Consider the following 25,374-nt stretch of genomic DNA (forward strand, 5'->3'; position numbering starts at 1 on the left):
CCGGGCGGATTTGCCGCGGCCCGCGGGGGTCGGTCAGGCGACGCCGGACAGGGCCCGGGCCGGGCGCAGGGCGTCGAGAAGCGGCTGCCAGACGGCGGGGTCGCCCCCGGCCCGCTGCCACTCGTCGGCGAGGGTCGTGTCGTCCGTGCCGGCGAGGTCGTCCACCGAGTCGACGCCGTGCCGGTGCAGGACATCGGCGGCCAGTTCGACGGTGTCGGCGGCGATGGGCGCGTCCTCGGGGCTGTAGCGACGACGGTAGTGCCCGACCTTGCCGGCCCACTGGGCGCTGCCGCCGGTCTCCTCGAAGGTACGCAGAAGCGCGCGGATCCCGTCGTGGCCGGCGTCCGCGCTCTGCGCCGCCCGGTAGGCCCGGTAGCGATCGGTGACGATCCCAGGGTCTATCCCTCGGGTGCGGTGCACTGCGTCGAGCAGGCGCAGGGCCAGGTTGTCGGCTGCGTCGGGCATCAGGGCCTCCCGGTGGTGACATCGCGCGATGAAGCGGTTCCACAGGTGTATCGCCGATGACCGGCAGTGTGTTGCATCACAGCGTTCGTCGGCGTGTCTTCCCCCCGATCACAGGGGGGAAGACACGCCGGCAGCGCTATCCGAGCTGCTATCCGAGCTCGCCGTGCAGGTAGGCGGCGTAGGCCGGCAGGTCGAGCTGCCCGTGCCCCGACAGCCCGATCACGATCACCTCGGGTTCGGTCACGGTCCGCGCGTACTCGGCGGCCGCCGCGATCGCGTGGGCCGACTCGGGGGCCGGCACGATGCCCTCGGTGCGGGCGAACTCGACCGCCGCCGCGAAGGCGTCGGTCTGCGCCACGGCTGTGCCCTGCACGTATCCCAGTTCGACGGTGTGACTCAGCAGTGGCGCCATGCCGTGATAGCGCAGCCCACCGGCGTGGATGGGATCGGGAATGAAATCCTGACCGAGGGTATGCATCTTGAGCAGCGGGGTCAGGCCCACGATGTCGCCGTGGTCGTAGCGGTACTCGCCGCGCGTGATGGACGGGCACGCGGCGGGCTCGGCCGCCACCACCCGGGTGGTGGCACGGCCGTGCAGCACCTCGCGCAGGAACGGGAACGACAGGCCCGCGAGGTTGGAGCCGCCGCCGGCGCACCCGAACACGACGTCGGCCTGCTCCTCGCCGGCGGCACGCAGTTGCTCGACGGCCTCGAGGCCGATCACGGTCTGGTGCAGCACGACGTGGTTGAGCACGCTGCCGAGCGCATACCGGGCGGCGGGATCGCCGGCGGCGACCTCGACGGCCTCGGACACGGCGATGCCCAGCGAGCCGGGGGTGTCCGGCTGCTCGTCGAGGACCTTGCGGCCGGACGCGGTGAGGTCCGACGGGCTCGAGTGCACGGTGCCGCCGTACACCTCGATGAGGTGCCTGCGGTACGGCTTGGACTCGTACGAGGCGCGCACCTGCCACACCTCGAGGTCGATGCCGAACTTGGCGCATGCGAACGACAGGGCGCTGCCCCACTGGCCGGCGCCGGTCTCGGTGGTGAGCTTCTTCACGCCGTCGACGGAGTTGTAGTACGCCTGCGCGAGAGCCGAATTCGTCTTGTGGCTGCCCACCGGGCTCACGCCCTCGTACTTGACGTAGATGCGGGCGGCGGTGCCGAGCGCCCGCTCGAAGGACCGGGCCCGCAGCAGCGGCGTGGTGCGGTAGGTCGCGTACGCCTCCCGGACGGGCTCGGGGATCGCGATGTCGGTCTCGGTGGAGAGCTCCTGCTCGATCAGCCCCGCGGCGAACAGCGGTTCGAGATCGGCGGCCGTGACCGGCTCCCTCGTGCCGGGATGCAGGTGCGGCGGCGGGGCGTCGGGCAGATCTCCCGCGATGTTGTACCAGTGGGTGGGAATGCTGACGGGCTCCGACACCGGACGGTCCTTTCGTCTTACGAGAGTGGAACGGGTTCAGTGTGCCTTCCGTCGCATGCGGGCTGCCGCGCCAGGTCCGTCGGCATCGACAGAAATATGTAGACCGGTCTATTATTTAGGGGTGACCACCAAGGGAGCGCGCACGAAGGCGCGCATGATCGACACCACGCTGGATCTGATCCAGTCCCGCGGCTACCACGGCACCGGGCTGGGCCGCATCACCGACGCCTCCGGAGCGCCGCGCGGCTCGGTGTACTTCCACTTCCCCGGCGGCAAGGACGAACTCGTCGTGGCGGCCCTGGACCGGGTGGGCGCGGAGTTCACCGGCCTGCTCGAGGAGTTGCTGGCCGAGGGGCGGACCGCCGCCGAGATCGTCGCCGCGGTGTTCGACGACCTCGCGGCCAGGCTCGAGGGGTCCGGGTTCGCGGCCGGCTGCGCCGTGGTCGCCGTCGCCGTCGACGCCGCCGCCGACAACCCTGTGCTGCAGCAGAGCTGCGCCCGCGTCTACGAATCGTGGCGCGTGATCCTCGAGCGCGTGCTCGCCCGCGACGGGGTACCCGATGCCACCCGGCTCGCCGGGGTGATCGTCAGCCTCGTCGAGGGCGCCACCACCGTCGCCCGTGCCAGGCACGACGTGGCCCCCCTCGCGGACGCCCGCGCGGTCGCACTCGACCTCGTCGGAGCCGGACGATGAGCGCCGCGGTGGTCTTCGGGGCGACGGGGTTCCTCGGCCGCGGACTGCTGCGGGACCTGCTCACCGGCCCCGACGGGGACGTCCTCGTCGTCGCCGCGGTGCGTTCGGCGGAGTCCGGGGCACGCCTGCGCGACCGGCTCGCCGCCGACGGGGTGCCGCTCGACCGGCTCTCGGTCCACGTGTTCGACCCGGACGCCGCCGAGCTCGCCCTCGATCCCGCGCCGGCGGACGTGCGTGACGTCTACAACCTGGCCGCCGCGTTCGCCTTCGGGATGACCGCGCACGCGGCGCGGGAGGTGAACGTCGTTCTGGCGGCGAAGATCACCCGATTCGCGGCGGTGGCGGGCGCGCGCCGGCTCGTGCACGTCAGCGGCTACCGGGTCGCGGCGTACCCGGCCGTGCCGGCGCCGTGGCCCCGGCGGCACCGGCGGCGCACCTACCGCAGGTTCGGCGCGTACGAGGCGTCGAAGATCGAAGCCGACGCTGTGGTGCGTGCACTCGCCGCCGAACTCGGGGTTCCCCTCACGGTCGTCAATCCCGGGACGGTGATCGGCGACTCCCGCACCGGGGCGGCCGATCAGTACCTCGGTCTCGCGGAGCTGGTCGTGCAACTCGCCCGCGGGCAGCTGCGCGCCGTGCCCGGCTCCCGGCGCACCGTGCTGCCCGTCGTCACCGTCGACCATCTGGCCCGGTTCCTGGCGCTGGTGCCGCGCGATCCGGAGACGGTGGGGCAGGCCTACTGGGTCCTCGACGAGGCCACCCCTCCGCTGCCCGAACTCGTCGCCCTGCTCGCCGACGAACTCGGCGTCCCCGCACCACGCCGGCGGATACCCGTGGCGGTGCTGCGGGCGCTGCCGTCCCGCGTGACCGGTGCGGAGAAGGAGACCCTGAGCTTTCTCAGCGCCGACACCTACCCGACGGCGTCCGCCGCCGCCCTCGCCCGCCGGCACGGACTCGAGTACCCGCCGGTGCGGCCGGCGCTGCGGCTGTGGGCCCGCCATCTGGCGGCGACGGCGCCGGGTTCGGCGGGCGGATAGGGTGGTCGGGGACCCCCGTCCGGGCGCTGTGGAGGGGTCATGGCCGTCCATCCGATAAACTGCAGGTCAAATGAGTGATACTGTGCAAGACCCCGAAGCCGACACCGCCACCCCCACGTTCGCCGATCTCGACATCGACGCCCGTGTGCTGCAGGCGCTTTCGGATGTGGGCTACGAGAACCCGTCGCCGATCCAGGCGGCCACCATCCCGCCGCTGCTGGAGGGGCGCGACGTCGTCGGTCTCGCGCAGACCGGTACCGGCAAGACCGCCGCGTTCGCGGTGCCGATCCTGTCGCGGATCGACACCGCGGTGAAACGGCCCCAGGCGCTGATCCTGGCGCCCACCCGCGAGCTCGCCCTGCAGGTCGCCGAGGCTTTCGGCAAGTATTCGGCGCACATCCCGGGTCTGCACGTGCTGCCCATCTACGGCGGCCAGAGCTACGGCGTGCAGCTGTCCGGGCTGCGCCGGGGCGCGCAGGTCATCGTGGGCACGCCCGGACGTGTGATCGATCACCTCGCCAAGGGCACCCTCGACATCTCCGAGCTCGAGTTCCTCGTGCTCGACGAGGCCGACGAGATGCTCACCATGGGCTTCCAGGAGGACGTCGAGCGGATCCTCGCCGACACCCCCGAGAGCAAGCAGGTCGCGCTGTTCTCGGCGACCATGCCGGGCGCCATCCGCCGGTTGTCCAAGCAGTATCTGCACGACCCGGTCGAGATCACGGTCAAGTCGAAGACGACGACGTCGGCGAACATCTCCCAGCGCTGGGTGCTCGTGTCGCACCAGCGCAAGCTCGACGCCCTGACCCGGATTCTCGAGGTCGAGCAGTTCGAGGCGATGATCATCTTCGTCCGGACGAAGCAGGCCACCGAGGACCTCGCGGAGCGGCTGCGGGCCCGGGGCTTCTCGGCCGCCGCGATCAACGGCGACATCGTCCAGGCCCAGCGCGAACGCACCATCGGGCAGCTCAAGAGCGGCGCGCTGGACATCCTCGTCGCGACGGACGTCGCGGCCCGCGGCCTGGACGTCGACCGCATCAGCCACGTCGTGAACTACGACATCCCGCACGACACCGAGTCCTACGTGCACCGCATCGGCCGCACCGGCCGGGCCGGCCGCAGCGGTGACGCGCTCCTGTTCGTCGCCCCCCGCGAGCGGCACCTGCTCAAGGCGATCGAGCGGGCCACCCGGCAGCCGCTCACCGAGATCCAGCTGCCGTCGGTGGAGGATGTCAACGCCCAGCGCGTCGAGAAGTTCAACGACTCCATCACCGAGGCGCTCACCTCCGACCATCTGGCGTTGTTCCGGCGATTCGTCGAGGACTACGAGCGCGAGCACGACGTGCCTCTCGCCGACATCGCGGCGGCGCTCGCGGTGCTCTCCCGCGACGGGGAGTCGTTCCTCATGGAGGCCGAACCCGAGCCCGTGGCACCGCCGCGGCGCGAACGCGAGCCGCGGGAGCGGCCGCCGCGCCGGTTCGACGACGACGGTGCGTCCCGTGTCGGGCGGGACGGGCAGGAACTGGTCACCTACCGCATCGCCGTGGGCAAGCGCCACCGGGTGGTGCCCGGCGCGATCGTCGGCGCCATCGCCAACGAGGGCGGCCTGCGCCGCAGCGACTTCGGGCACATCAGCATCCGCCCGGATCACAGCCTCGTCGAGCTGCCGAAGGACCTGTCGCCGGAGACGCTCGAGGCGTTGCGGGGCACCCGCATCTCGGGTGTGCTGATCCAGCTGCAGCCCGACAGCGGGGCCCCGTCGGGCCGCCCGTCGTCCTACCGTCCGCGCGACGACCGCGGGGAGCGCCGCCAGGGTGAGCGCAGGGAGTACGGCGGCAAGAAGGACTGGGGCGATCGCGGCGGCCGCGGCAAGGACTTCGGCGGGCGCGGCGACAAGCCGCACCGTGGCTTCCGGGAACGCTCGGGCGAGCGCGGGCAGTCCGGTGGACACGGCACCGGCGGCTATCGCGGGCGCGACTGAGGGCACCGGTGGTGATCGCGGGCGCACCTGAGTGCGCCCGCGAGACTCACATCTTCCCGTACCGCGCCAGGACGAAGCAGTACACGCCGTACGCGGCGATGCCGAGACCGGCCGCGACGAGCAGGATCTGACCGAACGGGGCGGTGCCCAGCGTCTTGAGGGCACCGTCCAGTCCCGTCGCCTTGGACGGGTCGGCGGTGAACGTCGCGACGAGGACCAGGACGCCGGCACCGGCGATCGCCAGGCCCTTCGCGACGTACCCGACGACACCGAGCGGCTCGGCGTACCGGGGCAGCCGCCCGCGGTGCAGGTCGTCGAGGAACTTCTTCGCCGCGCCCTTGTAGACGTGGTAGGCGCCGATGCCGATGATCACCAGACCGGCCGCGACGAGCAGGACCTTGCCGCCGCCGGACTGCATCAACCGGGCGCTCAATCCGGCGTTCTGCTCACTGCTCGACTTGCCGCTGCCCCGCGCGAACTGGAACGCGGTCAGCGCCAGCGCCAGGTAGGCCACAGCGACCCCGAGGGTCTTGACCCGGTCCAGGGCCGAGGGCTTCTCGAGGTCCGAGCGTTTGCCCACCGCGGCTTCGACCAGGCGCCACACCGCCAGGGCGGTGAGCGTCACGGCCAGGACCCACAGGACGATCCTGCCGCCGGGCTGGGCGGCGAGCTGGCGGAGCGCGCCGGACTGATCGGCGCTGGCCGGATCGCCGAATGCAACCTGGATCACGACGTACGCGATCAGCAGGTGCACCACCCCGCTCGCGGCCTGTCCGGCCCGCGCCACCTTCTCGAACATCGGGTGCTGAGCGGCGCCCGCAGCGCCCGTGCTGGTCTGTTGTCCGGTCACGCGACAGGCCTCCAGGATCTCGCGGCGACGGCGCCGGGGCGCCCGGGCAGTGGTGCCTACGGGCAGCCTATCGCGGCTGCGGGGCGCCGTCCGGGTTCGCCGGTGCCGGCTACCGGACCCGGCCCGCCAGGACGTCGGCGGTGGCCCCGTCGACGGATTCGCGGATGATGTCGGCGTGGCCGGCGTGCCGGGCCCATTCCTCGATCTGGTGCAGGACCAGGAAGCGGACACTCAGCGGCACGCCCTGGTCCAGCCAGCGGGCGATGCTCTCCGGCAGGTCCACCACCCGGCCGAGGTCCGGCTCCGCCCGCAGCACGTCGGCGAAGCGAGCTGCGACGGTGTCGAGCCGGGCGAGCTGACCCGCGACGGTCTCGTCGTCGCGCACCTCCCACCCGGCCGTCCAGGCCGCGACGGGGTCGGGGTCGCGGGACTCGGTTCCGGAGATGCGGTCGGCGGCCGCGACCTCGCCGTCGATCACATGGTTCAGCAGTGAGGCCAGGCTCATCGTCGAGGCGCTGGGTGCACTGCGGGCCTGGTCCTCGGTCATGCCGGACAGCGCATTGCGGAACGCGGTGCGCTGAGTGTCGAGCAGGAGGAGCAGCAGGTCGGTCTCGTTCGTCGTCATGTGCCCAGTGTCGGGGCCATTGCGGACATCTTCGGTCCTGAATCGGCGAACTGGGTGCGGTACAGCTCGCCGTAGCGGCCGTCGGCGGCAAGCAGTTCGGCGTGGGTGCCGCGCTCGACGATGCGGCCGTCCTCGACCACGAGGATGAGGTCCGCCGCGCGGACCGTCGACAACCGGTGCGCGATCACCACCGCCGTCCGGCCGGCCAGCGCCTCCGTGAGCGCCTCCTGCACGGCGGCCTCCGAGGTCGAGTCCAGGTGCGCGGTGGCCTCGTCGAGGATCACCACCCGCGGATGGGCGAGCAGCAGGCGCGCGATGGTCAGCCGCTGGCGTTCACCCCCGGAGAGCCGGTACCCGCGTTCGCCGACGACGGTGTCCAGGCCGTCGGGAAGGGAGCGGATCAGCTCGGTGAGCCGGGCCCGGTGCAGTACGTCCCACAACTCGTCCTCGGTCGCCTCCGGGCGAGCCAGGAGCAGGTTCGCCCGCACGGTGTCGTGGAACAGGTGCCCGTCCTGGGTCACCATGCCGACGGCGCCGCGGATCGAGGCGGTCGTCAGCCGGCGCACGTCGACGTCGCCGAGCAGCACGGATCCGGCGTCGGTGTCGTAGAGCCGCGGCACCAGCTGCGCGATGGTGGACTTGCCGGCGCCGGAGGAACCCACCAGGGCCACCATCTGCCCGGGCGCGGCCCGGAAGCTCACGTCGTGCAGGACCGGTGCGCCGCCGCGGGTGTCGAGGGTGGCCACCTCCTCCAGCGAGGCCAGCGAGACCTTGTCGGCGGAGGGGTACGCGAAGTCCACGTGCCGGAACTCGACGGCGACCGGACCGTCGGGGACGGGGCGGGCGTCGGGCGCCTCCTGGATCAGCGGCCGCAGGTCGAGCACCTCGAAGACCCGCTCGAAGCTCACCATCGCGCTCATCACGTCGACGCGGGCGCTTGCGAGCGCGGTCAGCGGCGAGTACAGCCGCGTGAGCAGCATCGCCATCGCCACGACGGCGCCCGGCTCGAGTTGTCCGCGCAGCGCGTAGAAGCCGCCGAGGCCGTAGACCAGGGCCAGCGCGAGGGCGGACACGAGCGTCAGAGCGGTGACGAACACCGACTGCAGCATCGCCGTCTTCACCCCGATGTCGCGCACCCGGCGGGCCCGGACGGCGAACTCCGACGATTCCTGCGACGGGCGTCCGAACAGCTTCACCAGCGTCGCCCCGGGCGCGGAGAACCGCTCCGTCATCTGGGTGCTCATCATCGAATTGTGGTTGGCTGCTTCACGATTCAGTCGGGCGAGTCGTACGCCCATGTGCCGGGCGGGCACCACGAAGATCGGCAGCAGCAGCAGCGCGAGCAGCGTGATCTGCCACGAGATGCCGATCATCACCACCAGCGTGATCGCGAGGGTGACGAGGTTGCCGACCACCCCGGAGAGGGTGTCGCTGAAGGCCCGCTGGGCACCGATCACGTCGCTGTTGAGCCGGCTGACGAGGGCGCCGGTGCGGGTGCGGGTGAAGAACGCGACGGGCATGCGCTGCACATGGTCGAACACGGTGGTGCGCAGGTCGAGGATCAGGTCCTCGCCGATACTCGCGGACAGCCAGCGGTTCAGGATCCCCAGGCCGGCCTCGACGAGCGCGATCGCGGCGATCAGCACCGCCAGCCACGTGATCACCGAGAGGTCGGCGCGGTCGACGATCGCATCGATCACTCGGCCGGCCAACACGGGGGTGGCCACTCCGAGCGCGGCGATCACGACGCTCAGCAGCAGGTACATGCCGATGTTGCGGCGGTGGGGGCGGGCGAACTCGGCGATCCGGCGCAGGCTGGCGCGCGAGAACGGGCGCCGGTCGCTCTGCGCGTGCATCGCGTTGTACATCGCGTTCCACGCGGTCACTTCCATGCTCATGTGGGGAGCCTCCTGAAGTCGGTCGCCCGACCGTAGAACCTCGAGTGGACTCGAGGTCAAGGGTAGGTCGCGCGGGGCCACGCGACCGTGTCGTCACCACCGGATCCGTCGGCGCGGTCGCGTCCCGCCGGGGGAATTCTGCCCGGCCACTCCGACAGGAAGGCTCGTCGTCGTCGCGGCCGCGGACGTAGGGTCGGGAGCATGGCACCGAAGATCGCAACCGCAGACCGCGTGGACCGTGACCGGTTGCTCGAGTTCGTCCGCCCGCGTCACCGCGGCACGCTGGTCACCACCCGGTCCGACGGCCGGCTGCAGATGTCCCCGGTCACGTGCGGGCTCGACGACGCCGGCCGCATCGTGATCGCGACCTACCCGGAACGCGCCAAGGTCGTGAACATCCGCCGCCGCCCGGCCGTGTCGATCATGATCCACTCCGACGACTGGAACGGCCCGTACGTCCAGATCGACGGCACCGCCGAGGTGATCCACCTGCCGGATTCGGTCGAGCCGCTGGTCGAGTACTTCCGCGCCGTCGCCGGGGAGCACCCCGACTGGGACGAGTACCGGGAGGCCATGCGCACGCAGGGCAAGTCCCTGATCCGCATCACCGTCGACGACTGGGGTCCCGTGGCGACGGGCGGCTTCCCGCCCGGCCGGGTCTGAACCGCGGGATCAGCGCGCGACGTCTACGACCAGCCGGGTCGGGTTCGTCAGCGTGTACACGTCGAACGGGGTGTTCGGCTCGGCGACGCCGATGAACGACTGGGTCACGCCCTCGAACACCCCGGAGCCGTTGACCTCGACGACCGAGCCGCCCGGCTGCGCGAGCACCGGGTTCGGGCCGGAGTAGGGCTCGACACCGCTGTCGAACGGGTACGCGGACCCGTCGATGAGCACCTGCAGGATCGCGCCGCCGGCGACGGTCACGTCGTTGCCGCTGCCGTCCTGCACCGCCCGGTCGACGTAGCCGACGCGCCATCCCGGGGTGCCGGTCCCGCCCATCTCGTACACGACCCGGTCGAAGTTCTCGTGCCGGCCGGTGCGGATCTCGGTGACGGTCAGCTTCGCGTCCGCCGAGGCGGGTGACGTCTTGTCCGCCGCGTCGGTGGGGGCGGGCTCCTCACGCGACGAGTCCGTCGACCCCGACGAGGACCCGGACGGGACGGACGAGGTGGCGGTGCTCGCCGACGCGGACGGCGCAGGGCTGTCGGCGTCCGAGCAGCCCGCGAGGACCAGGGCGAGGGCGACGACGGCGATCCGGGCGTGCTTCATGGGGAAGATGTTACGGCTGTGACGGAGCGGTTTCCGGGAAGCGGGCCTCACTCCAGGAGTTCGCGCAGGTAGGCGATGTCCTCGGCAATTCCCTCCGCCGGGGTTTCGAGGACGACCGGGGCGTCCGCCGCCCGGCACACGGCCACCAACAGGTCGGGATCGATCGTGCCGGAGGTGATGCCGGCGTGGCGGTCCCGGCCGGAGCCGAAGCCGTCGCGGGAATTGTTCAGGTGGACCAGGTCGATCCGGCCGGTCGCGGCCCGGACCCGTTCCACGACGTCGACGAGGTCCTCGCCGCCCGCCCAGGCGTGGCAGGTGTCGAGGCAGAAGCCGACGTCGTAGTCGCCGACGGCGTCCCACAACCGGGCGATGGCATCCACGTGCCGCGCCATCGCGAAGTCGCCGCCCGCGGTGTTCTCGATCAGGACGGGTACCGCGAACCCGCCCTTGTCCTCCTGCCGCTCGAACAACTTGCGCCAGTTCTCCACCCCCGCCGCGATCTCCTCCCCGGACCGGACGTGGCCGCCGTGCACCACCAGGCCGAAGGCGCCGATCCGGGCGGCCGCCTCCGCGTGCTCGGCCACGGCCTTGCGCGACGGCATCCGCAACCGGTTGTTCGTGCTGGCGACGTTGATCACGTAGGGGGCGTGCACCACCACCGCGACATCCGACGCACGGATCTGCTCCTGCCGGGGATGCGTGCCCGGCTTCGTCCACCCCTGGGGCTCGCCGAGGAACAGTTGCACCAGGTCTGCGCCGTATCGTTCGCCGCGGCCGATCGGATCGTCGTCCTGCCGGACGTGTGCTCCTATCCGCATGATCTCGACGGTAGCGCCCGGCGGCGCCGCCACAGCACCCCGCCGCGCGTCACCCCGAGATCCGGCCCCGAGGAATCCGGGACGTCCCCGATGGTGCCTCGTCGGAAAAGTCAGGAAGATGGTGGACATGCCAGCCCACACCGCCACCGCCGCGCGCGCTATCGACCTGATCAAGATCTACGGAACCGGTGAGACCGCTGTCCACGCCCTCGACGGGGTGAACGCGGAGTTCGCGGCGGGGGAGTTCACCGCCATCATGGGCCCCTCGGGTTCGGGGAAGTCGACGCTGATGCACTGCCTCGCCGGCCTCGACACCGCCACGTCCGGTGCGGTGGTCCTCGGGGACACCGATCTGACCGACCTGTCCGACAAGCAGATGACCCAGTTGCGCCGCGACCGCATCGGCTTCGTCTTCCAGGCGTTCAACCTGGTGCCCACGCTCACTGCCCTCGAGAACATCACGCTGCCCGTCGACATCGCCGGTCGCAAGGTCGACCGGGAATGGCTGGACACCGTCGTGACCCGTCTCGGGCTCGGCGACCGGCTCGATCACCGGCCGGGGGAGCTGTCCGGCGGTCAGCAGCAGCGGGTGGCGTGCGCTCGCGCGCTCGCCGGCCGGCCCGACATCATCTTCGGTGACGAGCCCACCGGTAACCTCGACTCCCGCTCCTCGGGTGAGGTGATGTCGATCCTGCGGGCCGCGGTCGACGAGTTCGGGCAGACCGTCGTGATCGTCACGCACGACCCCCGGGCGGCCAGCTACGCGGACCGCGTGGTGTTCCTCGCGGACGGGCGCATCGTCGACGAGATGCGCGACCCGACCGCCGAGTCGGTCCTCGACCGGATGAAGCAGTTCGACGCCGTCGTCGTGCCCACGGCGAAGTAGGGGCGAGCCGACCATGAGCGCGAATCCCATCCGCAGGGTTGCCCTGCGCAACCTCGCCGCCCACAAGGTGCGGCTGCTGCTGACCGTTCTGTCCGTGGTGCTCGGCACGGCGTTCGTCACCGGCTCCTTCGTCTTCACCGACACGCTGCAGCGCACGTTCGACGACCTCTTCGCCGACGCCGCCAAGGGCGTCGACGTCCGCGTCAGCAGCGAACAGCAGGGCTCGAGCGGCGTCCCCGACTCCGACGTCGCGGTCGTCTCCGCGGTCCCCGGTGTGCGAACCGTGGTGCCGGCGTTCGAGGGGCCGGTCATCGTCCTCGACTCCGAGGGGGCGGCCATCCAGACCGGCGGTGCCCCCAGCGAGGGGACCGCCTATCTGCCGCCCGACCAGCAGCTCGGTGATCCCACCGAGTTCGTCGCCGGCCGGCCGCCCGCCGCGGACGGCCAGATCGCGCTCAACTCGAGCGCCGCCGAACGCGCCGGTCTGTCCGTCGGTGACCCGACAAAGATCCTCGCCGCGTCGGCCGGGATCGTTCCGGTCACGGTCAGCGGCATCTACGACGTCGAGACCGACACCGGCGGTTACGTCGGGGCGATGTTCACCGAGAACCAGGCCCGTGCCCTGTTCACCGACGGCACCCACGTGCAGTACATCGACGTCGCCGGGGACGGAGTGCCCGCCGACGAGCTGCGGGACCGGATCGCCGCCGCCGTGCCCGACCAGAAGGTCCAGACCGGCGCCGAGGTGAGCGAGGAGATCAAGACCGAGATCGAGGAGGCCCTGAGCTTCCTGAACTACTTCCTGCTCGCGTTCGGCGCGATCGCGCTGCTGGTGGGCACCTTCATCATCTACAACACCTTCTCGATGATCGTCGCGCAACGCCTGCGGGAGCTCGCCCTGCTCCGGGCGATCGGGGCGAGCCGCAGCCAGGTGGGCCGGTCGGTGACCCTCGAGGCGCTGGTCGTCGGGGTCGTGGGCAGCGCCCTCGGCATCGTCGGCGGCGTGGCCCTGGCCTACGGGCTGCGCGCCGCGCTCAACGCGTTCGACGTCGGCCTGCCCTCGGGTCCCCTGCAGCTCGCACCGCGGACCGTGCTCGTGGCCCTGCTCATCGGCATCGTCGTCACCGTCGTCAGCGCCTACGCCCCGGCCCGTCGCGCGAGCAAGGTTGCGCCGGTCGCGGCCATGCGGGAGGAGTCCACCGCGACCGTCGAGTCGCTGCGGATGCGCACCGTCGTCGGGGCCGTCGCCGCCGTGGTCGGTGCCGCCGTCGTCGTCGTCGGCGCCCAGGGCACCGGCGGGGGCGCGGCCTCCACCGTCGGCATCGGGGCGTTCGCCCTGATCATCGCGGTCCTGCTCGCGGCGCCTGCGCTGTCGCGGCCGTTCGTGGCGGGGCTCGGCGCGGTCGTCGCCCGCCCGTTCGGAGCGGTGGGCCGGCTCGCGCGCACCAACGCGGTGCGCAATCCCCGCCGCACCGCCGCCACCGCGTTCGCCCTGACCCTGGGCCTGATGCTGGTGTCCGTGATCGGGGTGTTCGGCGCGTCCGCCAAGGCGAGCGTCAACTCGCTCGTCGACACCGGCGTCAAGTCCGACTTCATGCTCACCGGACCGCAGATGATCGGGGTGCCCGTGGGGGCGGCCGCGGCGGCCGCCCGCGCCGACGGCGTGGAGGAGACCGTCGCGATGCACGGCGTCCCGGCGCGCATCGGCGACGAGGACACGTTCGGCGTCGCGCTGTCCGGGCCGCTCGGCGACGTGCTCGAGGTCGACGTCGTCGAGGGACGGGAGGACGTCGCCGGCACCGACCTGCTGGTGTCGCAGACCACGGCCGCGGAGAAGGGCTGGCGGGTCGGCGATGTGGTCACCCTCACCAGCCGCGACGGCGAGGACGTCGCCACGACGGTGAGCGGCATCTTCGCCGACAACCAGCTGCTCGGCTCGTGGGTCGTCTCCGAGGAGGTCTACCAGGAGTTCACCGCCCCCGCCTCCCGCGCGGACTTCGTGGTGTTCGTCGACACCGCGGCCGGCAGCGACCCGGATGCGATCCGCGCGGCCCTCGAGGACGCCACCAAACAGTTCGTCGTGGTGCAGGTGCTCGACCGGGAGCAGTTCAAGGGCCAGCAGGCCGCCCAGATCGACACCCTGCTCGCCGTGCTCTACGGGCTTCTCGCGCTGGCGGTGGTCATCGCGATCCTGGGCATCGTCAACACCCTCGCGCTGTCCGTCGTGGAACGCCGCCGGGAGATCGGCATGCTCCGCGCGGTAGGCATGCAGCGGGTCCAGGTCCGCCGCACCATCTACCTCGAGTCGATGCTCATCGCGGTGTTCGGGGCGGTCGTCGGTCTGGTGCTGGGTCTGGCGTTCGGCTGGGGCTTCGTCCGGACCCTGGCCGATCAGGGCCTCGACCAAATCGCCGTCCCGTGGGGACAGGTGCTCGGCATGCTCGTCGGCTCGGCCGTCGTCGGGGTGCTCGCCGCCCTGTGGCCGGGTGTGCGCGCCGCGCGCACCCCGCCGCTCGAGGCGATCTCCGACATCTGACGCCGCAGTCCTCGTCGTCCGCCCCCGGTGCCACGCACCGGGGGCGGACGGCGTCCGGCCGCCCGTGCCGGTCGCGAGTTGTCCACACCCGGACCGTTTCTCCACAGTTCGCCCGCCGCAGGGTCGCATCGCGCCGCGGCGGGCGCGCGGCCGGTTAGGCTGCCGCGCCAGGGGGGTGGATCGATGGATCTTCGGCAGTTGCAGCAGTGGGACCCGGATGCACTGGACGGTCTCGGCACGGTGCTGGACCGGCACGCGGGGGAACTCGAGCGGATCGGGACACAGATCACCGGACGGTTCGGCGGACAGTGGTCGGGCATCGCCCACGCCGCCGCCGAGCGGCGGATCGGTGACGTCGCCGAGCAGATCGCGCGGCGGTCCGACGCGTATCGCGAGGTGAGCCGCTGCGCGACATCGTGCGCACCGCGGCTGCGGGCGCTGCGCGCGGAACTCGACGACGCCACCCGCTGGGCCCGGGACCGGGCCTTGACGGTGCGGGACGACGGAACCGTCACGGCCGGCCCGGGACCGGACGCGGACTCGCACCGGCACGAGGCCGAGGCCCGCATCCGGGCGGTCCTCGACCGGGCCGAGGCGCTCGATCGGTGGGCCGCGGCCGATCTCGCCGGGACGGTGCACGAACCGGCGTCCCGTCCGCTCGGTTTCGGTGCCGTGCGCGCTGCACCCGCACCCACCGCCGTGGTGCCGCCAGCCGGGACGGCCGCGGCCGAGGTGGCGGCATGGTGGGCCGGACTCGACGACGGCGAGCGCACGTGGCTCGCCGCCTCGGCGCCCGAGCGGATCGGCAACCTCGACGGGGTGCCCGCCGCGGTGCGGGACCTGGCCAACCGCGCGCAGCTGGCGGCCGAACGGCACCGGCTCGAGGCGGTCGCCGCCCGCTTGCAGGCCCAGCTCGACGCCGCTCCGTTCGGCGGACTGACGAGCAACGCCGACGCCGGGCTCGCCCAGACCCGCAACAAGATCGCCGCGCTCGACGCCGTCGAGGTGGCGCTGTCCCGGCCGGCACGGCAGTTGCTGACTCTCGACCTCTCGGGCCGCGAAGCGATGGCCGCCGTGGCGGTCGGAGATGTCGACACCGCCGACCACGTCACCGTCTTCACCCCGGGCGCCGGGTCCACCGTGCAGGGCCATCTCGCCGGATACGACAGCCGGATGGCGGCGCTGAAGGACGAGACCGAGCGCCAACTGCAGGCGGCGGGCCGCGGCGCCGAGTCGGTCGCCGCCGTGACCTGGCTGAACTATCAGGTGCCGCAATGGGGCTGGGGCCTCGCCCGCACCGAGTCGAGCCCGGTCTCCGACCTCGCCGCGGTCCGCGCCGCCCCGCGGCTCGCCGGATTCCTCGACGGCCTGCGCGCCGAGCGGGATCCGCACGTGACCGCAGTCGGTCACTCCTACGGCGCTCTCGCCACCGGGCTGGCGCTGCAGCAGGGCGTCGGTGTGGATGCCGCCGTGTTCCTCGGCGCCCCGGGCATCGGCACCGACGACGTCGCCGAACTGGGGGTGCCACCGGGCGCGGCGTACCTCGTCGAGGCCGACCGCGACCCGGTCGGGGACCTCGGCACGTTCGACGGCGATCCGAGTTTCCTCGACGGGGTGACCCAGCTGTCGAGCGACGCCGGGCCGGACGCGTCCGGCCGGCCGCGTCTCGGCTCGACCGGGCACAGCGAGTACCTGAACGACGGCACGATGAGCCTGTACAACGTCGCCGCGGTCGCCGGCGGGCTCACGGATCGAGTGGTGCGATGAGGGGGGTGCGGCTCGGTGTGCCGATGCTGGCGCTGGTGGTCGCCGGGTGCGCGGGTGGACCGTTCCCCGTCGCCGTGCCCGAGCCGGTGGCCGCGGACCGCGCCGGTGCCGTCGAGTACTACACCCGGGTCCGGCACGACGCGACCGCCGCCCTGTCACGCGCATTCCCGGAGATGCAGTTCCGGCAGTCGACCCGGGGGACGACGGGTTACTGCGAACTGCCCGACGGCTCGGCGGGCACCACGGTGTTCCTCCCCGCGCTGCTCTCCGATCGGCCCGTGCCGGCCGGGCAGCTGGAGCGGGCGGCACGGGTGTTCGAGGAATCGTTGGCGGGCAGCGGATTCCACGGCTCCCGGTCCATACCGGTCGGGACGGGGCTCGAGATCCGGATGTTTGCCGCGGACGGTTCCGTCATCGCGTTCGGCAGCAATCTCGCCGCGACGGTGGGGCTGACGGTGGGGTGTTACCCCGAGCCGCCGTAGTCCGGGCTCGTCCGGCACCGCCCGCGCGGTTGCTCGACCGCGGCGTGTCCCTTCTCGCTCGCGGTGTCCCCACCTCGCCGTGCGTTAGGCTCGAGCCTCGTCCCGTCGGCGAAAGGGCAGTGATGCGTGCGGTGCTCGGCGTCGCGATCGATGCCGGTGAGGTCTGTGCGGTGCTCGTGGACGCCGACGTTCCGGTCCTCGGCCCGTTCGACACGCAACGCTGGCCCGTGGGGGACCGTGCCGAAGCTGAGGCGGTGAGCCGGGCGTTCACGGCGATGACCGAGCGTGCCGCGCGGGCGGAGGTGCACTTCACCCGAGCCGGACTGGTGGCACCCGCGACGGTCGTCCCGGACTCCGGGACGACCGAGGTGCGGACCGTGGGGATCGACGAAGCCCGGCTGGCCTTCCTCGCTGCGGCCCCGGAGCTCGACGGTGTGCGGACGGTGGTCCTGATCGGCCCCGACGATGCGACCGTGCGCGTGTCGGTCGCCGACATCCGCTCGGGTGCGGTGCTCGCGTCGGTTGCCGTGGCGGAGGACGACTTCGGTCAGATCGCGCTCGCACTACCGGAGGCCGCCGGCGAGGCCGGGGCGCTCGCCGGTGTCGCACCGGAGGCGCTGGTGTTCCCGGACCTGCGCCCCGGCGACGTCGCCGCCGCCCGTGCGCTCGCGGCGGCGCTCGGCGTGCCGTTCGTGACGCCGCACGGCGGGCCGTGGCACCGGGCCACCGGAGCCGCGCTCGTGGCCGCACGCACCGAACCGCTACCGGCGCCCTCGTCGCCGTCGTCACGGCGGGTCGCGCTGCTGGCGGCGGTCGTCGTCGCGCTGGCCGTCCTGCTCGGCGGCGGGCTGGCCGTCGCCATCGGTGGGGCCGGCCCGTCCGAACCGCCGCGTCCGGCCGACGCCGCCCGGTTCGTGCCCGCCCCCTCGGCCGGCCCCGGCCCGGACACCGGGGCGCCGACCGCGGTCCCGTGCCCGGGGCGCGACACTCCGCAGGTCCGGCCCGCGGGCTGGTCGATGCGGGCGTCCGACCCGGATCCCGGCCCCCACCCCGACTCGACGTCGCCGTCCGTCACCGCACCGCCGTCCGTCACCGCACCGCCGTGCGAATGACGTTCCTTCCCGGTCGCGACCGAGTCAGCCGAGGCGTGCGAGCCGGGCACCGGCCGCGCGCAGGGCGTCGAGATCGGTGGCGATCATGATCTCCGCGAACCGGTCCCGGTAGTCACCGAGGTCGTCGCCCACGGATCCCACCACCGCCACGACCGGCGCCGCGTGCACCCGGGCGAGGATCGCCGAGACGATCTTTCCCGAGCGGGACTGCCCGTCGAGGCGTCCTTCGCCGACGACGACGAGGTCGGCGCCGGCGAGTGCGGTGTCGAACCCGAGCGCGTCGAGCACGAAGTCGGCTCCCGAGCGCAGATCCGCGCCGAACTGCGCCCACATGCCGCCGGCGAAACCCCCGGCCGCGCCGGTCCCGTCCACCTCCCGCGGATCACGCGGCAACGTCACGGCCGCGTCCTCGAGGCGGCGGGTGAGCCGTTCCACGGTTGTCGCGTCCGCGCCCTTCTGCGGGCCGAACACCCGCGCGGCGTCGGTGTAGCGGGTGGTCACGTCCGTCAGTACCGTGACGGTGGCGGTACCCAGGCCGCCGGCGTCCATGACGGCGGCGATCGCACCGAGCCCACCGTCGGTCGTGGCCGATCCTCCCGCCGCGACGACGACGTGCGTGGCGCCGCGCCGCACGGCCTCGGCCATCGCCAGCCCGGTGCCGTAGGTGTCCGCCGTCATCGGATCGCGGAAGCCCTTGTGCGGTGTGGTGATTCCGCTGAAGGTGGCGAGCTCGACGACCGCGGTGCCGTCCTCGCCGAGCCCGAACGAACCCGCACACGGGGCGCGCCACGGATTGACGGAGTCGATCTCGATCAGCTCGAGACCGAGCGGGCCGGTGAGCACCGCGAGGGTGCCGTCGCCGCCGTCGGCGACCGGCATCCGGATCGTCTCGAGCCCGGCCGATTCCGCGCCCGCCGCCACGGCGTCGGCCACCTCGGCGGCGCGGTACGTGCCCTTGAAACTGTCCGGGGCGATCAGCACCTTCACCGCCGCACCACCCATTCGAACGCCGCGGCCTCGGATCGGGCACCCTGCGCGGCGCGGGCGCGGTTCGGCTCGCCCAGCTCGGTGACGACGGACTCGCCCAGCCGGACCAGGTCGGCGAACACCGGCGGGGTCAGCCACGCGGGCCGGGTGGCGAAGAGCAGGTCCTCGCTCGCGGTGTTGCCGCTCGCGCCGGGTGCGAAGGGGCAACCACCGAGTCCGCCGAGCGAGCCGTCCACCACCGCGGCGCCCGCCTCGATCGCGGCGAGGCTGTTGGCGACGCCCAGGCCCCAGGTGTCGTGGCCGTGGAAGACGATGCGGCGGGCGGGGGAGTCCGCACGTACCCGGGACACCAGCGCCGTGACCTGCGCGGGCACGGCCTGACCGAGGGTATCGGCGAGGACGATGTCGGCGGCGCCGTCGGCGCGCGGGTCGCACGCGATCTCGAGCACCCGGTCGGGGTCGACGGGCCCGTCGAACGGGCACGTGAATGCAGTGGCGAGGCAGAGCTGGATGGTGCCGCCGGCGGCGCGGGTGTGTTCCACCGCGGCGGGCATCGCGGCGAGGCTCGCGTCGGTGTCCCGTCCGATGTTGGCGCGGTTGTGGGCGTCCGACACCGACAGGCAGTACTGGAAGTGCCGGGCGCCGGCGGCGGCCGCCTTCTCCACGTGCCGCGGCGTGGCCACCCAGATGTAGCAGCGGTCGAGTTCCTCGGGGGTGAGCATCCCGATCAGCTCGACCGTGCCGGCCATCGGCGGGACCAGGTCGGGCCGGGCCATCGAGCCGATCTCGAGCTGCGGCACGCCGGCGGCCAGCAGGGCGCGGACGATCTGCGCCTTCCGCTCGGTGGGCAGCACCTTGCCGGTCAGTTGCAGCCCGTCGCGCAGGGTCACGTCGCGCAGCTGCGGTGCCCCGGCACTCACGACACCACCGCTCATCACACCACCGCGCACCACACCGCCACTCACGACACCACCTCCAGGAGCTCGTCGATCTCGGCCTCGGTCCGGCCGAGCAGACCCCCGAGCACCTCGCGGGTGTGTTCGCCCAGATCCGGTCCGACGTGGCGGATGGGCAGCGACCGGCCGCCGAGCACGGGGACGATGCCCGGGAACCCGACCTGCTTCGGCTCGTCCTCGCCGACGTCGACGGCGAAGTGCTGGATCATGTTCCGCGCCCGGTACTGCTCGTCGTCGACGATGTCGGCCGCCGTGTAGATCGGCCCGCTCGGCACCCCCGCGGCGTCGAGGATCCCGAGCACCTCGTCGCGCGGCCGACGCCGCGTCCAGTCGGCGATCGCGGCGTCGAGTTCCTCCCGGCGGGCCCAGCGACCGGCGTTGGTGGCGAGGTCGGGATCGTCGGCGAGGTCGGGTCGCTCGATGGTGCGCATGTAGCGCTGGAAGATGGCGTCCGCGTTCCCGGCGATGATCACGGAGGTGCCGTCCGAGCAGGGATAGGCGTTGGAGGGGGCGATGCCCTCCATGCGGCCGCCCACCCGTTCCCGCCGGACCCCGTAGGCGAGGTAGTCGGGAATCAGCGACTCCATCATCGACAGCATCGACTCGTTCAGGGCGACGTCGACGACCCGGTTCGCCGGCGGCAGCGACCCGATCAGCTGCCGCTGCAGCAGCGCCGTGACCGAGCCGAAGGCCGCGTACAGCCCGGCGATGGAGTCGCCGATCGACACCCCCACCCGCACCGGCGGCCGGTCCGGGTCCCCGACGAGTTCCCGGAACCCGCCCACGGCCTCGGCCACGGCCGCGAATCCGGGACGCTCCGCGAGCGGGCCGGTCTGGCCGAACGCGGAGATCCGGGTGATCACCAGGTCCGGTTTGATCTGCGCGAGCACCTCGGGGCCCATTCCCCACCTCTCCAGGGTGCCGGGCCGGAAGTTCTCGAGCAGCACGTCGCAGTGACGCACCAGATCGAGGATCACGGCCCGGCCCGCCTCGGTGCGCAGGTCCACCACGATGGACTTCTTGTTGCGGTTCACCGTGCGGTACAGCATCGACGTGTCCCCGGCGTACAGGCGCCAGTTGCGCAGTTCGTCGCCGGTGCGGGGCCGTTCGACCTTGATGACCTCCGCGCCGAAGTCGGCGAGCAGCCGGCCCGCGGTGGGCGCGGCGATGTAGTTGCCGAGTTCGAGGACGCGGATGCCTTCGAGAGGGCGCAGGATCTCCTCCGAGTTCATGGGCAACAGTGTGCCCTGTGCTGCGCCGCAGCGGTGTGCCCTGTGCTGCGCCGCAGCGGTGTGTGCCCTGTGCTGCGCCGCAGCGGTGTGCCCTGTGCTGCGCCGCAGCGGTGTGCCCTGTGCTGCGCCGCAGCGGTGTGCCCTGTGCTGCGCCGCAGCGGTGTGCCCTGTGCTGCGCCGCAGCGGTGTGCCCTGTGCTGCGCCGCAGCGGGTGCGATGCGTTCCCCGTGGTGGACACGCCGCGACCCTCCCGCGCTCGTGTGACCTGGCGCACTATTCTTCCTCTCGGGCAGGGGGCCTCGGGAAGGTGCTTGGGTCATGGTGGTCGCGAAAGTCGTTCTGTGGTGTGCGCTGCTGGTGGGGCTGGTCGGCGCCGGGGTCGCCGTCAACGCGCTGCATGTGCACGGCGCCGTCGGGTCACTGATCGTGGCGTCCGTCGCGGGTCTGGTGCTGCTGCGGCTCCGGCCCGCGGCCCAGCTCGAGGTCGAACCGGAGCGCGTCACACCCTGACCGCCCGCACGCTGGGCTTGCGAGGGCAGGCCGAAGCAGCGGACGCGCGTCGGCAGACGCACCCTCTCCTCCTTGAGCCTGTCATGGCAGGCACAACCCTGGACAATCGCGCGCAGTGGGGGCACACTCGCATCAATGCCTGCCGTCGCAAGCACAGAGAGGAGAGGCCGTGGCCACGCCCCGTCGTCGCGCCCGCACGGGACGCGGCGGTCTCGGTGACTACTTCGTCGACCGTCGGCACCGGCTCGGCCTCACCCAGTCCGAACTGGCCGACCTCGCCGGTGTGTCGCGTTCGAGCGTGCAGTCGCTCGAGTCCGGCCGCGCCACCGTGCAACTCGATCTCGTCGTGGCCATCGCCGACGCGCTGGGCTGCGACCTGACCCTCACCACGCGCGGCGACCGGGCCGGGTGAGCCGGGTGGTCGAACGCCTCGTCGCCGTCGACAGCGCCGACGTGTACAAGGGCGACCGGCTGGCCGGGCACCTCGCCCGGGACGGCCACGATGTCGTGTTCCGGTACGCGCAGGACTACCTCGACGATCCGGCCGCCCCCGCCCTCGCGTGGACGGTGCCGAAGACCGCGGAGGAGGTCCGCGCCGGCGGCGGCAGCGTGCCCCCGTTCTTCGCCGGCCTGCTGCCCGAAGGCATCCGGCTCCGCGGCGCCGTCGCCGCCACCAAGACCTCCGAAGACGACCACCTCACCATTCTCATGGCGGTCGGCGCGGACACCATCGGCGATGTGCGGGTGCTCCCCGCCGGCGCCCGGCCCCCGACGTCGACGCTCCTGCTGGACCCGGAGGCCGTCCGGCGTGAGGACCTGCACGAGCTGTTCGACCGGATCTCCGGCCACGAGTCCGTCGTCCTCGACCCGACCTCCCTGCCGGGAGTGCAGGCGAAGGTGTCGGCCCAGATGTACTCCGCCCCCGTCGCGACGGTGCAGGGCCCCGCCATCCTCAAACTCGCACCGCCCCGCGGCTACCCCCGCCTGGTCGAGAACGAGCACTTCTTCATGGGTCTCGCGACCGCCTGCGGCCTCGCCGTCGCCGGACACCAGCTGGTCTACGACCGCAGGGGCAACGCGGGACTGCTCGTCGCCCGCTTCGACCGATGGATCGGTCCCGGCCACACCGTCCACCGCACCGCGCAGGAGGACGCCTGCCAGGTCCTCGGTGTCTACCCGGCGGCCAAGTACCGGCTGAAGACCGAACGCGTCGTCGAGGCGCTGGCCGCCGCGTGCGAGCGCGGCGGCGGATCGGCCCGCGTCGCGACCCTCGAACTGCTGCGGCTGGTGGCGTACTCGTACGCCGTCGGCAACGGCGACCTGCACGGGAAGAACTTCTCGATCCGCCTCACCGAGGCCGGGCTGTGGGCCGTCACCCCGGCCTACGACCTCCTGTGCACCCAGCCCTACCTCGGTTGGCGCGACCCGATGGCCCTCGACCTGTACGGCAAGGGCAACAAGCTCACCCGCCGCCACTTCGTCGAGTCCGGCGGCCGGCTCGGGGTGCCCGAACGCGCCGTCACCCGGATGCTCGACGGGATCCGGCGCGGGATCGCCGGGGGCCTCGACCGTCTCCCCGAGATCGGGTTCGGTGAGCGGGACACGGCCCGGCTGCGGGACATGCTGGTCCGGCGCGCCGACGAACTCGGCTGATCCGGTCGTCGTGCATCGGCCGGACCGCCGGCCGGTAGAGTCCCCGGCGGGCGTCCCGCACGAGACCGCGGTCGCCAGTCGCGCATCGAAGAGGAGCACCGGGTCGTGTCGCTGTGGTCGACTGCACTGTCCCCCGGGATGCTCAGCGAGTACGTCTGGATCGACCTGATGCCGTGGCTCGACCGGTACGGCTCGGCCCGCAACGCGCAACTGGCCGCCCTCGCACCCGACGAGCGCTGGTGGGAACGCCGGTCCCCGGCGGAGACCGCCGCCTCCGCCGACGTCGTGGCGATCTGTGGGGAACTGGCCCGCATCTACGTCACCGAGCATCCCGATCTGGTGTTCTCCGCGGGCATCGCCGACACCGTCGACGTCCCCGTCGCCGCGCTCGGTCTCGGCACCCGGGCCGCCGCCACCGTCGCGCGGCTGCCCCGCGCCGCGACCACCGCCGGTCTGCTCGGCTACACGCCCGCCGCGTTGTTCTCCGTGCGCGGCGCGGGCCCGGAGACCGTGCACCAGATCGTGCAGGCCGTCCTCGTCCTCGCCATCCTGCGGGATCCGGCGTCGCTGCGAGTGGCGACCGACGCCCCCACGCTCCCGCCCGCGTTGTCGCTGCTGCTCGACGACCTCGTCGCGCTCGCACGGTGGCGCGCGCTGCGCGCCGACCCGGACCGGCCGCTGGTGCGGGTCGAACTCGAGGACGGCACCCCCGAGGAGATCCAGCAGGTCGCCGCGCGCATCGCCGCCCTGACCGCCCGCGACCTGCCGGTGCCCGCGCCGCAGCGGGCCCTCGACGAGCTCGCCGCGTACGTCGCCGGGCTGTCCGCACCCGAGCGTGACGCGATCCGCCGCCGGGTGCTCGGCGACGAGCCACCGGACCCGGACGCTCCGTCGACCTTCGCGTTCGGCACCGCCGTCGGCGATCTGCTCGCGGCGCTGCGCGTCGATGTCCGCCCCGTCGCCGCCCTCGAGCGGATCCTGGGGTTGCGACCGGAGCTGGCCCAGCCCGTCCCGGGACTCGACGTGCCGCTGTGGCGGGCGCTCGCGCGCCTCGACGATCGCTTCGAGGTGGCCGACGGGTGGGTCGCGGTCCCGGGCCTCCCCGAAGCCGAGCGCCACACCCACGCGCTGCTCGCCGAGTTCGAATCCCCGAACGGGGTCGTCGAACCCGCAGCCGTCGCCGTCGTGTGGAACCTGCCCGCCGCGGAATTCGCCGCGTGGCTGCACCGGTGCGGCGTCCCGATGTTCGAGGGCCGTGCTCTGACCCGGCAGTCCGCGTTCGCCGATCACGCCGCCGCGGTGCTCGAGGTGATCGGGGATCCGCTCACGGCCGCGGAGCTCGTCGACCGCATGGGCACCCCCGCCGGTCCCGCCGCCGTGATCGACGCGATGGGCGCCGACGAGCGGTTCTCGCTCGCCGAGAACGGCCGGTGGTCGCTCACCGAATGGGAGACCGACGAGGCGGGCGCGGTGCGCGGCCGCATCGCCCGGATCGTCGACGCCGACGGCGGCTCCGCCGACCTCGACCGTGTCGTCGACCGTCTGGTCGAACGCTTCGGGGTGTCGCCGACCAGCGCCCGGATCTTCGCCGGCAGCGGCGACTTCGAGATCGTCGACGGCCGGGTGCGCCGGCGCCGTCGCACCCACGTGAGCGTCAAGCCCCCGCACCGCACCCGCCGGCTCTACCGCCTCGGCGACGTGTGGCGGCTGCGGGTCACCGCCACGCGGGACCACCTGCGCGGCGCCGATTTCCCGGTGCCGTCCGCGGTCGCGGGCGTCATCGGCTGCGCCCCGGGACGCGAGGTCGCCCTGTCGTCCCGGCTGGGCACCCAGGTCGTGCGCTGGACGGGTGCGTCCCCGCATCTCGGCAGCGTGCGACGGTTCCTCGAGGATCTCGGAGTGGACGAGGGCAACGAGATGTTCCTCGAGTTCCACCCCGGCGGACGGTTCGACGTGCTCCCGCTGCGCACCGTCGCCGACAACGCCGAACCGCTGCGCAAGGCACTCGCCCTCATCGGCCACTCGGCCCCGGAGATCGTGCCGGAGGAGGGCGTCGCGCCGGCCTTCGCGGCCGCCGTCGGTCTGGGCGACGAGACCCGCCCGCGCCGGGTGCTCAGTGCCTACCGGGCCCGGCACGAGGCCGAAGTGACCGCATTGCTCGAGCAGGCGTGGGTGCGCGTGCCAAGCTGA

General features: G+C 72.7%; 23 protein-coding genes. 13 read left to right on the forward strand and 10 right to left on the reverse strand.

What is annotated here, in order from left to right:
* Window positions 1-33: 33 nt before the first annotated feature.
* Both RR3_RS01415 and RR3_RS01420 read right to left on the reverse strand, forming a co-directional pair.
* Complete coding sequence (locus tag RR3_RS01415) at window positions 34-465, reverse strand: DUF8548 family protein (protein ID WP_017681740.1); 432 nt, start codon at window positions 463-465, stop codon at window positions 34-36.
* A gap of 148 nt (window positions 466-613) precedes the next feature.
* On the reverse strand, window positions 614-1,888 hold the full coding sequence (locus tag RR3_RS01420; RefSeq protein WP_010592393.1) for a TrpB-like pyridoxal phosphate-dependent enzyme: 1,275 nt from the start codon (window positions 1,886-1,888) through the stop codon (window positions 614-616).
* A 121-nt stretch (window positions 1,889-2,009) separates the two neighbouring features.
* On the opposite strand from RR3_RS01420, the gene RR3_RS01425 reads away from it, so the two are divergent.
* From RR3_RS01425 to RR3_RS01435, 3 genes are all read left to right on the forward strand, one after another.
* The gene (locus tag RR3_RS01425; protein ID WP_017681741.1) at window positions 2,010-2,582 is read left to right on the forward strand and encodes a TetR/AcrR family transcriptional regulator; all 573 of its coding nucleotides are present in this window, start codon (window positions 2,010-2,012) and stop codon (window positions 2,580-2,582) included.
* Complete coding sequence (locus tag RR3_RS01430; RefSeq protein ID WP_017681742.1) at window positions 2,579-3,619, forward strand: SDR family oxidoreductase; 1,041 nt, start codon at window positions 2,579-2,581, stop codon at window positions 3,617-3,619. Before RR3_RS01425 ends, RR3_RS01430 begins: the two co-directional genes overlap by 4 nt.
* Before the next feature lie 70 nt (window positions 3,620-3,689).
* A complete protein-coding gene (locus RR3_RS01435) occupies window positions 3,690-5,600 on the forward strand; it encodes a DEAD/DEAH box helicase (protein WP_082752451.1) in 1,911 nt (636 codons plus the stop codon).
* 46 nt (window positions 5,601-5,646) lie between these two features.
* Here RR3_RS01435 and RR3_RS01440 read toward each other — a convergent pair whose 3' ends face one another.
* From RR3_RS01440 to RR3_RS01450, 3 genes are all read right to left on the reverse strand, one after another.
* Window positions 5,647-6,450 carry a DUF1206 domain-containing protein gene (locus RR3_RS01440; protein WP_010592389.1) on the reverse strand — a complete coding sequence of 268 codons (804 nt, stop codon included), beginning with the start codon at window positions 6,448-6,450 and terminating at the stop codon, window positions 5,647-5,649.
* Window positions 6,451-6,559: 109 nt separating this feature from the next.
* Window positions 6,560-7,075 (reverse strand): mycothiol transferase, encoded by a 516-nt coding sequence (locus RR3_RS01445; protein WP_010592388.1) that lies wholly within the window; start codon window positions 7,073-7,075, stop codon window positions 6,560-6,562.
* Entirely contained in the window at window positions 7,072-8,973 is a 1,902-nt protein-coding gene (locus tag RR3_RS01450; protein ID WP_017681744.1) for an ABC transporter ATP-binding protein, read from the reverse strand. Before RR3_RS01450 ends, RR3_RS01445 begins: the two co-directional genes overlap by 4 nt.
* 201 nt (window positions 8,974-9,174) lie before the next feature.
* On the opposite strand from RR3_RS01450, the gene RR3_RS01455 reads away from it, so the two are divergent.
* Window positions 9,175-9,636, forward strand: a complete 462-nt coding sequence (locus RR3_RS01455; protein WP_010592385.1) for a PPOX class F420-dependent oxidoreductase — start codon at window positions 9,175-9,177, stop codon at window positions 9,634-9,636.
* Window positions 9,637-9,645: 9 nt separating this feature from the next.
* Here the strand turns inward: RR3_RS01455 and RR3_RS01460 are convergent, their stop codons facing one another.
* A complete protein-coding gene (locus tag RR3_RS01460) occupies window positions 9,646-10,245 on the reverse strand; it encodes an AMIN-like domain-containing (lipo)protein (protein WP_010592384.1) in 600 nt (199 codons plus the stop codon).
* 47 nt (window positions 10,246-10,292) lie between these two features.
* Window positions 10,293-11,063, reverse strand: a complete 771-nt coding sequence (locus RR3_RS01465; protein WP_026138002.1) for a deoxyribonuclease IV — start codon at window positions 11,061-11,063, stop codon at window positions 10,293-10,295.
* 127 nt (window positions 11,064-11,190) lie between these two features.
* Here RR3_RS01465 and RR3_RS01470 point away from each other — a divergent pair, with 127 nt between their 5' ends.
* The 5 genes from RR3_RS01470 (at window position 11,191) to RR3_RS01490 (ending at window position 17,846) form a co-directional block, all read left to right on the forward strand.
* Window positions 11,191-11,949 (forward strand): ABC transporter ATP-binding protein, encoded by a 759-nt coding sequence (locus tag RR3_RS01470; protein ID WP_026138003.1) that lies wholly within the window; start codon window positions 11,191-11,193, stop codon window positions 11,947-11,949.
* Window positions 11,950-11,962: 13 nt separating this feature from the next.
* A complete protein-coding gene (locus RR3_RS01475; RefSeq protein WP_017681746.1) occupies window positions 11,963-14,485 on the forward strand; it encodes an ABC transporter permease in 2,523 nt (840 codons plus the stop codon).
* A 183-nt stretch (window positions 14,486-14,668) separates the two neighbouring features.
* Window positions 14,669-16,252 carry an alpha/beta hydrolase gene (locus tag RR3_RS01480; RefSeq protein WP_017681747.1) on the forward strand — a complete coding sequence of 528 codons (1,584 nt, stop codon included), beginning with the start codon at window positions 14,669-14,671 and terminating at the stop codon, window positions 16,250-16,252.
* On the forward strand, window positions 16,249-16,734 hold the full coding sequence (locus tag RR3_RS01485; RefSeq protein ID WP_026138004.1) for a hypothetical protein: 486 nt from the start codon (window positions 16,249-16,251) through the stop codon (window positions 16,732-16,734). Before RR3_RS01480 ends, RR3_RS01485 begins: the two co-directional genes overlap by 4 nt.
* Window positions 16,735-16,856: 122 nt before the next feature.
* Complete coding sequence (locus tag RR3_RS01490; protein ID WP_010592377.1) at window positions 16,857-17,846, forward strand: hypothetical protein; 990 nt, start codon at window positions 16,857-16,859, stop codon at window positions 17,844-17,846.
* 24 nt (window positions 17,847-17,870) lie between these two features.
* Here RR3_RS01490 and RR3_RS01495 read toward each other — a convergent pair whose 3' ends face one another.
* The 3 genes from RR3_RS01495 to RR3_RS01505 are packed head-to-tail and all read right to left on the reverse strand — an operon-like array spanning window position 17,871 to window position 21,021.
* Window positions 17,871-18,848, reverse strand: coding sequence for a glycerate kinase (locus tag RR3_RS01495; protein WP_010592376.1), 978 nt, complete (start codon window positions 18,846-18,848; stop codon window positions 17,871-17,873).
* Window positions 18,830-19,768 (reverse strand): hydroxymethylglutaryl-CoA lyase-like TIM-barrel protein, encoded by a 939-nt coding sequence (locus RR3_RS01500; RefSeq protein WP_051059617.1) that lies wholly within the window; start codon window positions 19,766-19,768, stop codon window positions 18,830-18,832. Before RR3_RS01500 ends, RR3_RS01495 begins: the two co-directional genes overlap by 19 nt.
* Before the next feature lie 26 nt (window positions 19,769-19,794).
* Complete coding sequence (locus RR3_RS01505; RefSeq protein WP_017682394.1) at window positions 19,795-21,021, reverse strand: CaiB/BaiF CoA transferase family protein; 1,227 nt, start codon at window positions 21,019-21,021, stop codon at window positions 19,795-19,797.
* A 318-nt stretch (window positions 21,022-21,339) separates the two neighbouring features.
* Here RR3_RS01505 and RR3_RS01510 point away from each other — a divergent pair, with 318 nt between their 5' ends.
* The 4 genes from RR3_RS01510 to RR3_RS01525 all read left to right on the forward strand — a co-directional run bounded on the left by RR3_RS01510 (window position 21,340) and on the right by RR3_RS01525 (window position 25,374).
* Window positions 21,340-21,531 (forward strand): hypothetical protein, encoded by a 192-nt coding sequence (locus RR3_RS01510; RefSeq protein ID WP_010592373.1) that lies wholly within the window; start codon window positions 21,340-21,342, stop codon window positions 21,529-21,531.
* 169 nt (window positions 21,532-21,700) lie between these two features.
* Window positions 21,701-21,943, forward strand: a complete 243-nt coding sequence (locus tag RR3_RS01515; protein ID WP_017681887.1) for a helix-turn-helix transcriptional regulator — start codon at window positions 21,701-21,703, stop codon at window positions 21,941-21,943.
* A 5-nt stretch (window positions 21,944-21,948) separates the two neighbouring features.
* On the forward strand, window positions 21,949-23,184 hold the full coding sequence (locus RR3_RS01520; RefSeq protein WP_010592371.1) for a type II toxin-antitoxin system HipA family toxin: 1,236 nt from the start codon (window positions 21,949-21,951) through the stop codon (window positions 23,182-23,184).
* 105 nt (window positions 23,185-23,289) lie between these two features.
* On the forward strand, window positions 23,290-25,374 hold the full coding sequence (locus RR3_RS01525) for a hypothetical protein (RefSeq protein ID WP_017681885.1): 2,085 nt from the start codon (window positions 23,290-23,292) through the stop codon (window positions 25,372-25,374).

The sequence above is a fragment of the Rhodococcus ruber NBRC 15591 genome (genome assembly GCF_001894945.1).
Lineage (GTDB): Bacteria > Actinomycetota > Actinomycetes > Mycobacteriales > Mycobacteriaceae > Rhodococcus > Rhodococcus ruber.

Bases quoted from the DNA above. Each gene is read 5' to 3' on its own strand.
- RR3_RS01415 (WP_017681740.1), bottom strand. From the start codon at position 465: ATGCCCGACGCAGCCGACAACCTGGCCCTGCGCCTGCTCGACGCAGTG.
- RR3_RS01430 (WP_017681742.1), top strand. From the start codon at position 2,579: ATGAGCGCCGCGGTGGTCTTCGGGGCGACGGGGTTCCTCGGCCGCGGA.
- RR3_RS01435 (WP_082752451.1), top strand. From the start codon at position 3,690: ATGAGTGATACTGTGCAAGACCCCGAAGCCGACACCGCCACCCCCACG.
- RR3_RS01445 (WP_010592388.1), bottom strand. From the start codon at position 7,075: ATGACGACGAACGAGACCGACCTGCTGCTCCTCCTGCTCGACACTCAG.
- RR3_RS01450 (WP_017681744.1), bottom strand. From the start codon at position 8,973: ATGAGCATGGAAGTGACCGCGTGGAACGCGATGTACAACGCGATGCAC.
- RR3_RS01455 (WP_010592385.1), top strand. From the start codon at position 9,175: ATGGCACCGAAGATCGCAACCGCAGACCGCGTGGACCGTGACCGGTTG.
- RR3_RS01460 (WP_010592384.1), bottom strand. From the start codon at position 10,245: ATGAAGCACGCCCGGATCGCCGTCGTCGCCCTCGCCCTGGTCCTCGCG.
- RR3_RS01465 (WP_026138002.1), bottom strand. From the start codon at position 11,063: ATGCGGATAGGAGCACACGTCCGGCAGGACGACGATCCGATCGGCCGC.
- RR3_RS01470 (WP_026138003.1), top strand. From the start codon at position 11,191: ATGCCAGCCCACACCGCCACCGCCGCGCGCGCTATCGACCTGATCAAG.
- RR3_RS01475 (WP_017681746.1), top strand. From the start codon at position 11,963: ATGAGCGCGAATCCCATCCGCAGGGTTGCCCTGCGCAACCTCGCCGCC.
- RR3_RS01480 (WP_017681747.1), top strand. From the start codon at position 14,669: ATGGATCTTCGGCAGTTGCAGCAGTGGGACCCGGATGCACTGGACGGT.
- RR3_RS01485 (WP_026138004.1), top strand. From the start codon at position 16,249: ATGAGGGGGGTGCGGCTCGGTGTGCCGATGCTGGCGCTGGTGGTCGCC.
- RR3_RS01490 (WP_010592377.1), top strand. From the start codon at position 16,857: ATGCGTGCGGTGCTCGGCGTCGCGATCGATGCCGGTGAGGTCTGTGCG.
- RR3_RS01495 (WP_010592376.1), bottom strand. From the start codon at position 18,848: ATGGGTGGTGCGGCGGTGAAGGTGCTGATCGCCCCGGACAGTTTCAAG.
- RR3_RS01500 (WP_051059617.1), bottom strand. From the start codon at position 19,768: ATGAGCGGTGGTGTCGTGAGTGCCGGGGCACCGCAGCTGCGCGACGTG.
- RR3_RS01505 (WP_017682394.1), bottom strand. From the start codon at position 21,021: ATGAACTCGGAGGAGATCCTGCGCCCTCTCGAAGGCATCCGCGTCCTC.
- RR3_RS01510 (WP_010592373.1), top strand. From the start codon at position 21,340: ATGGTGGTCGCGAAAGTCGTTCTGTGGTGTGCGCTGCTGGTGGGGCTG.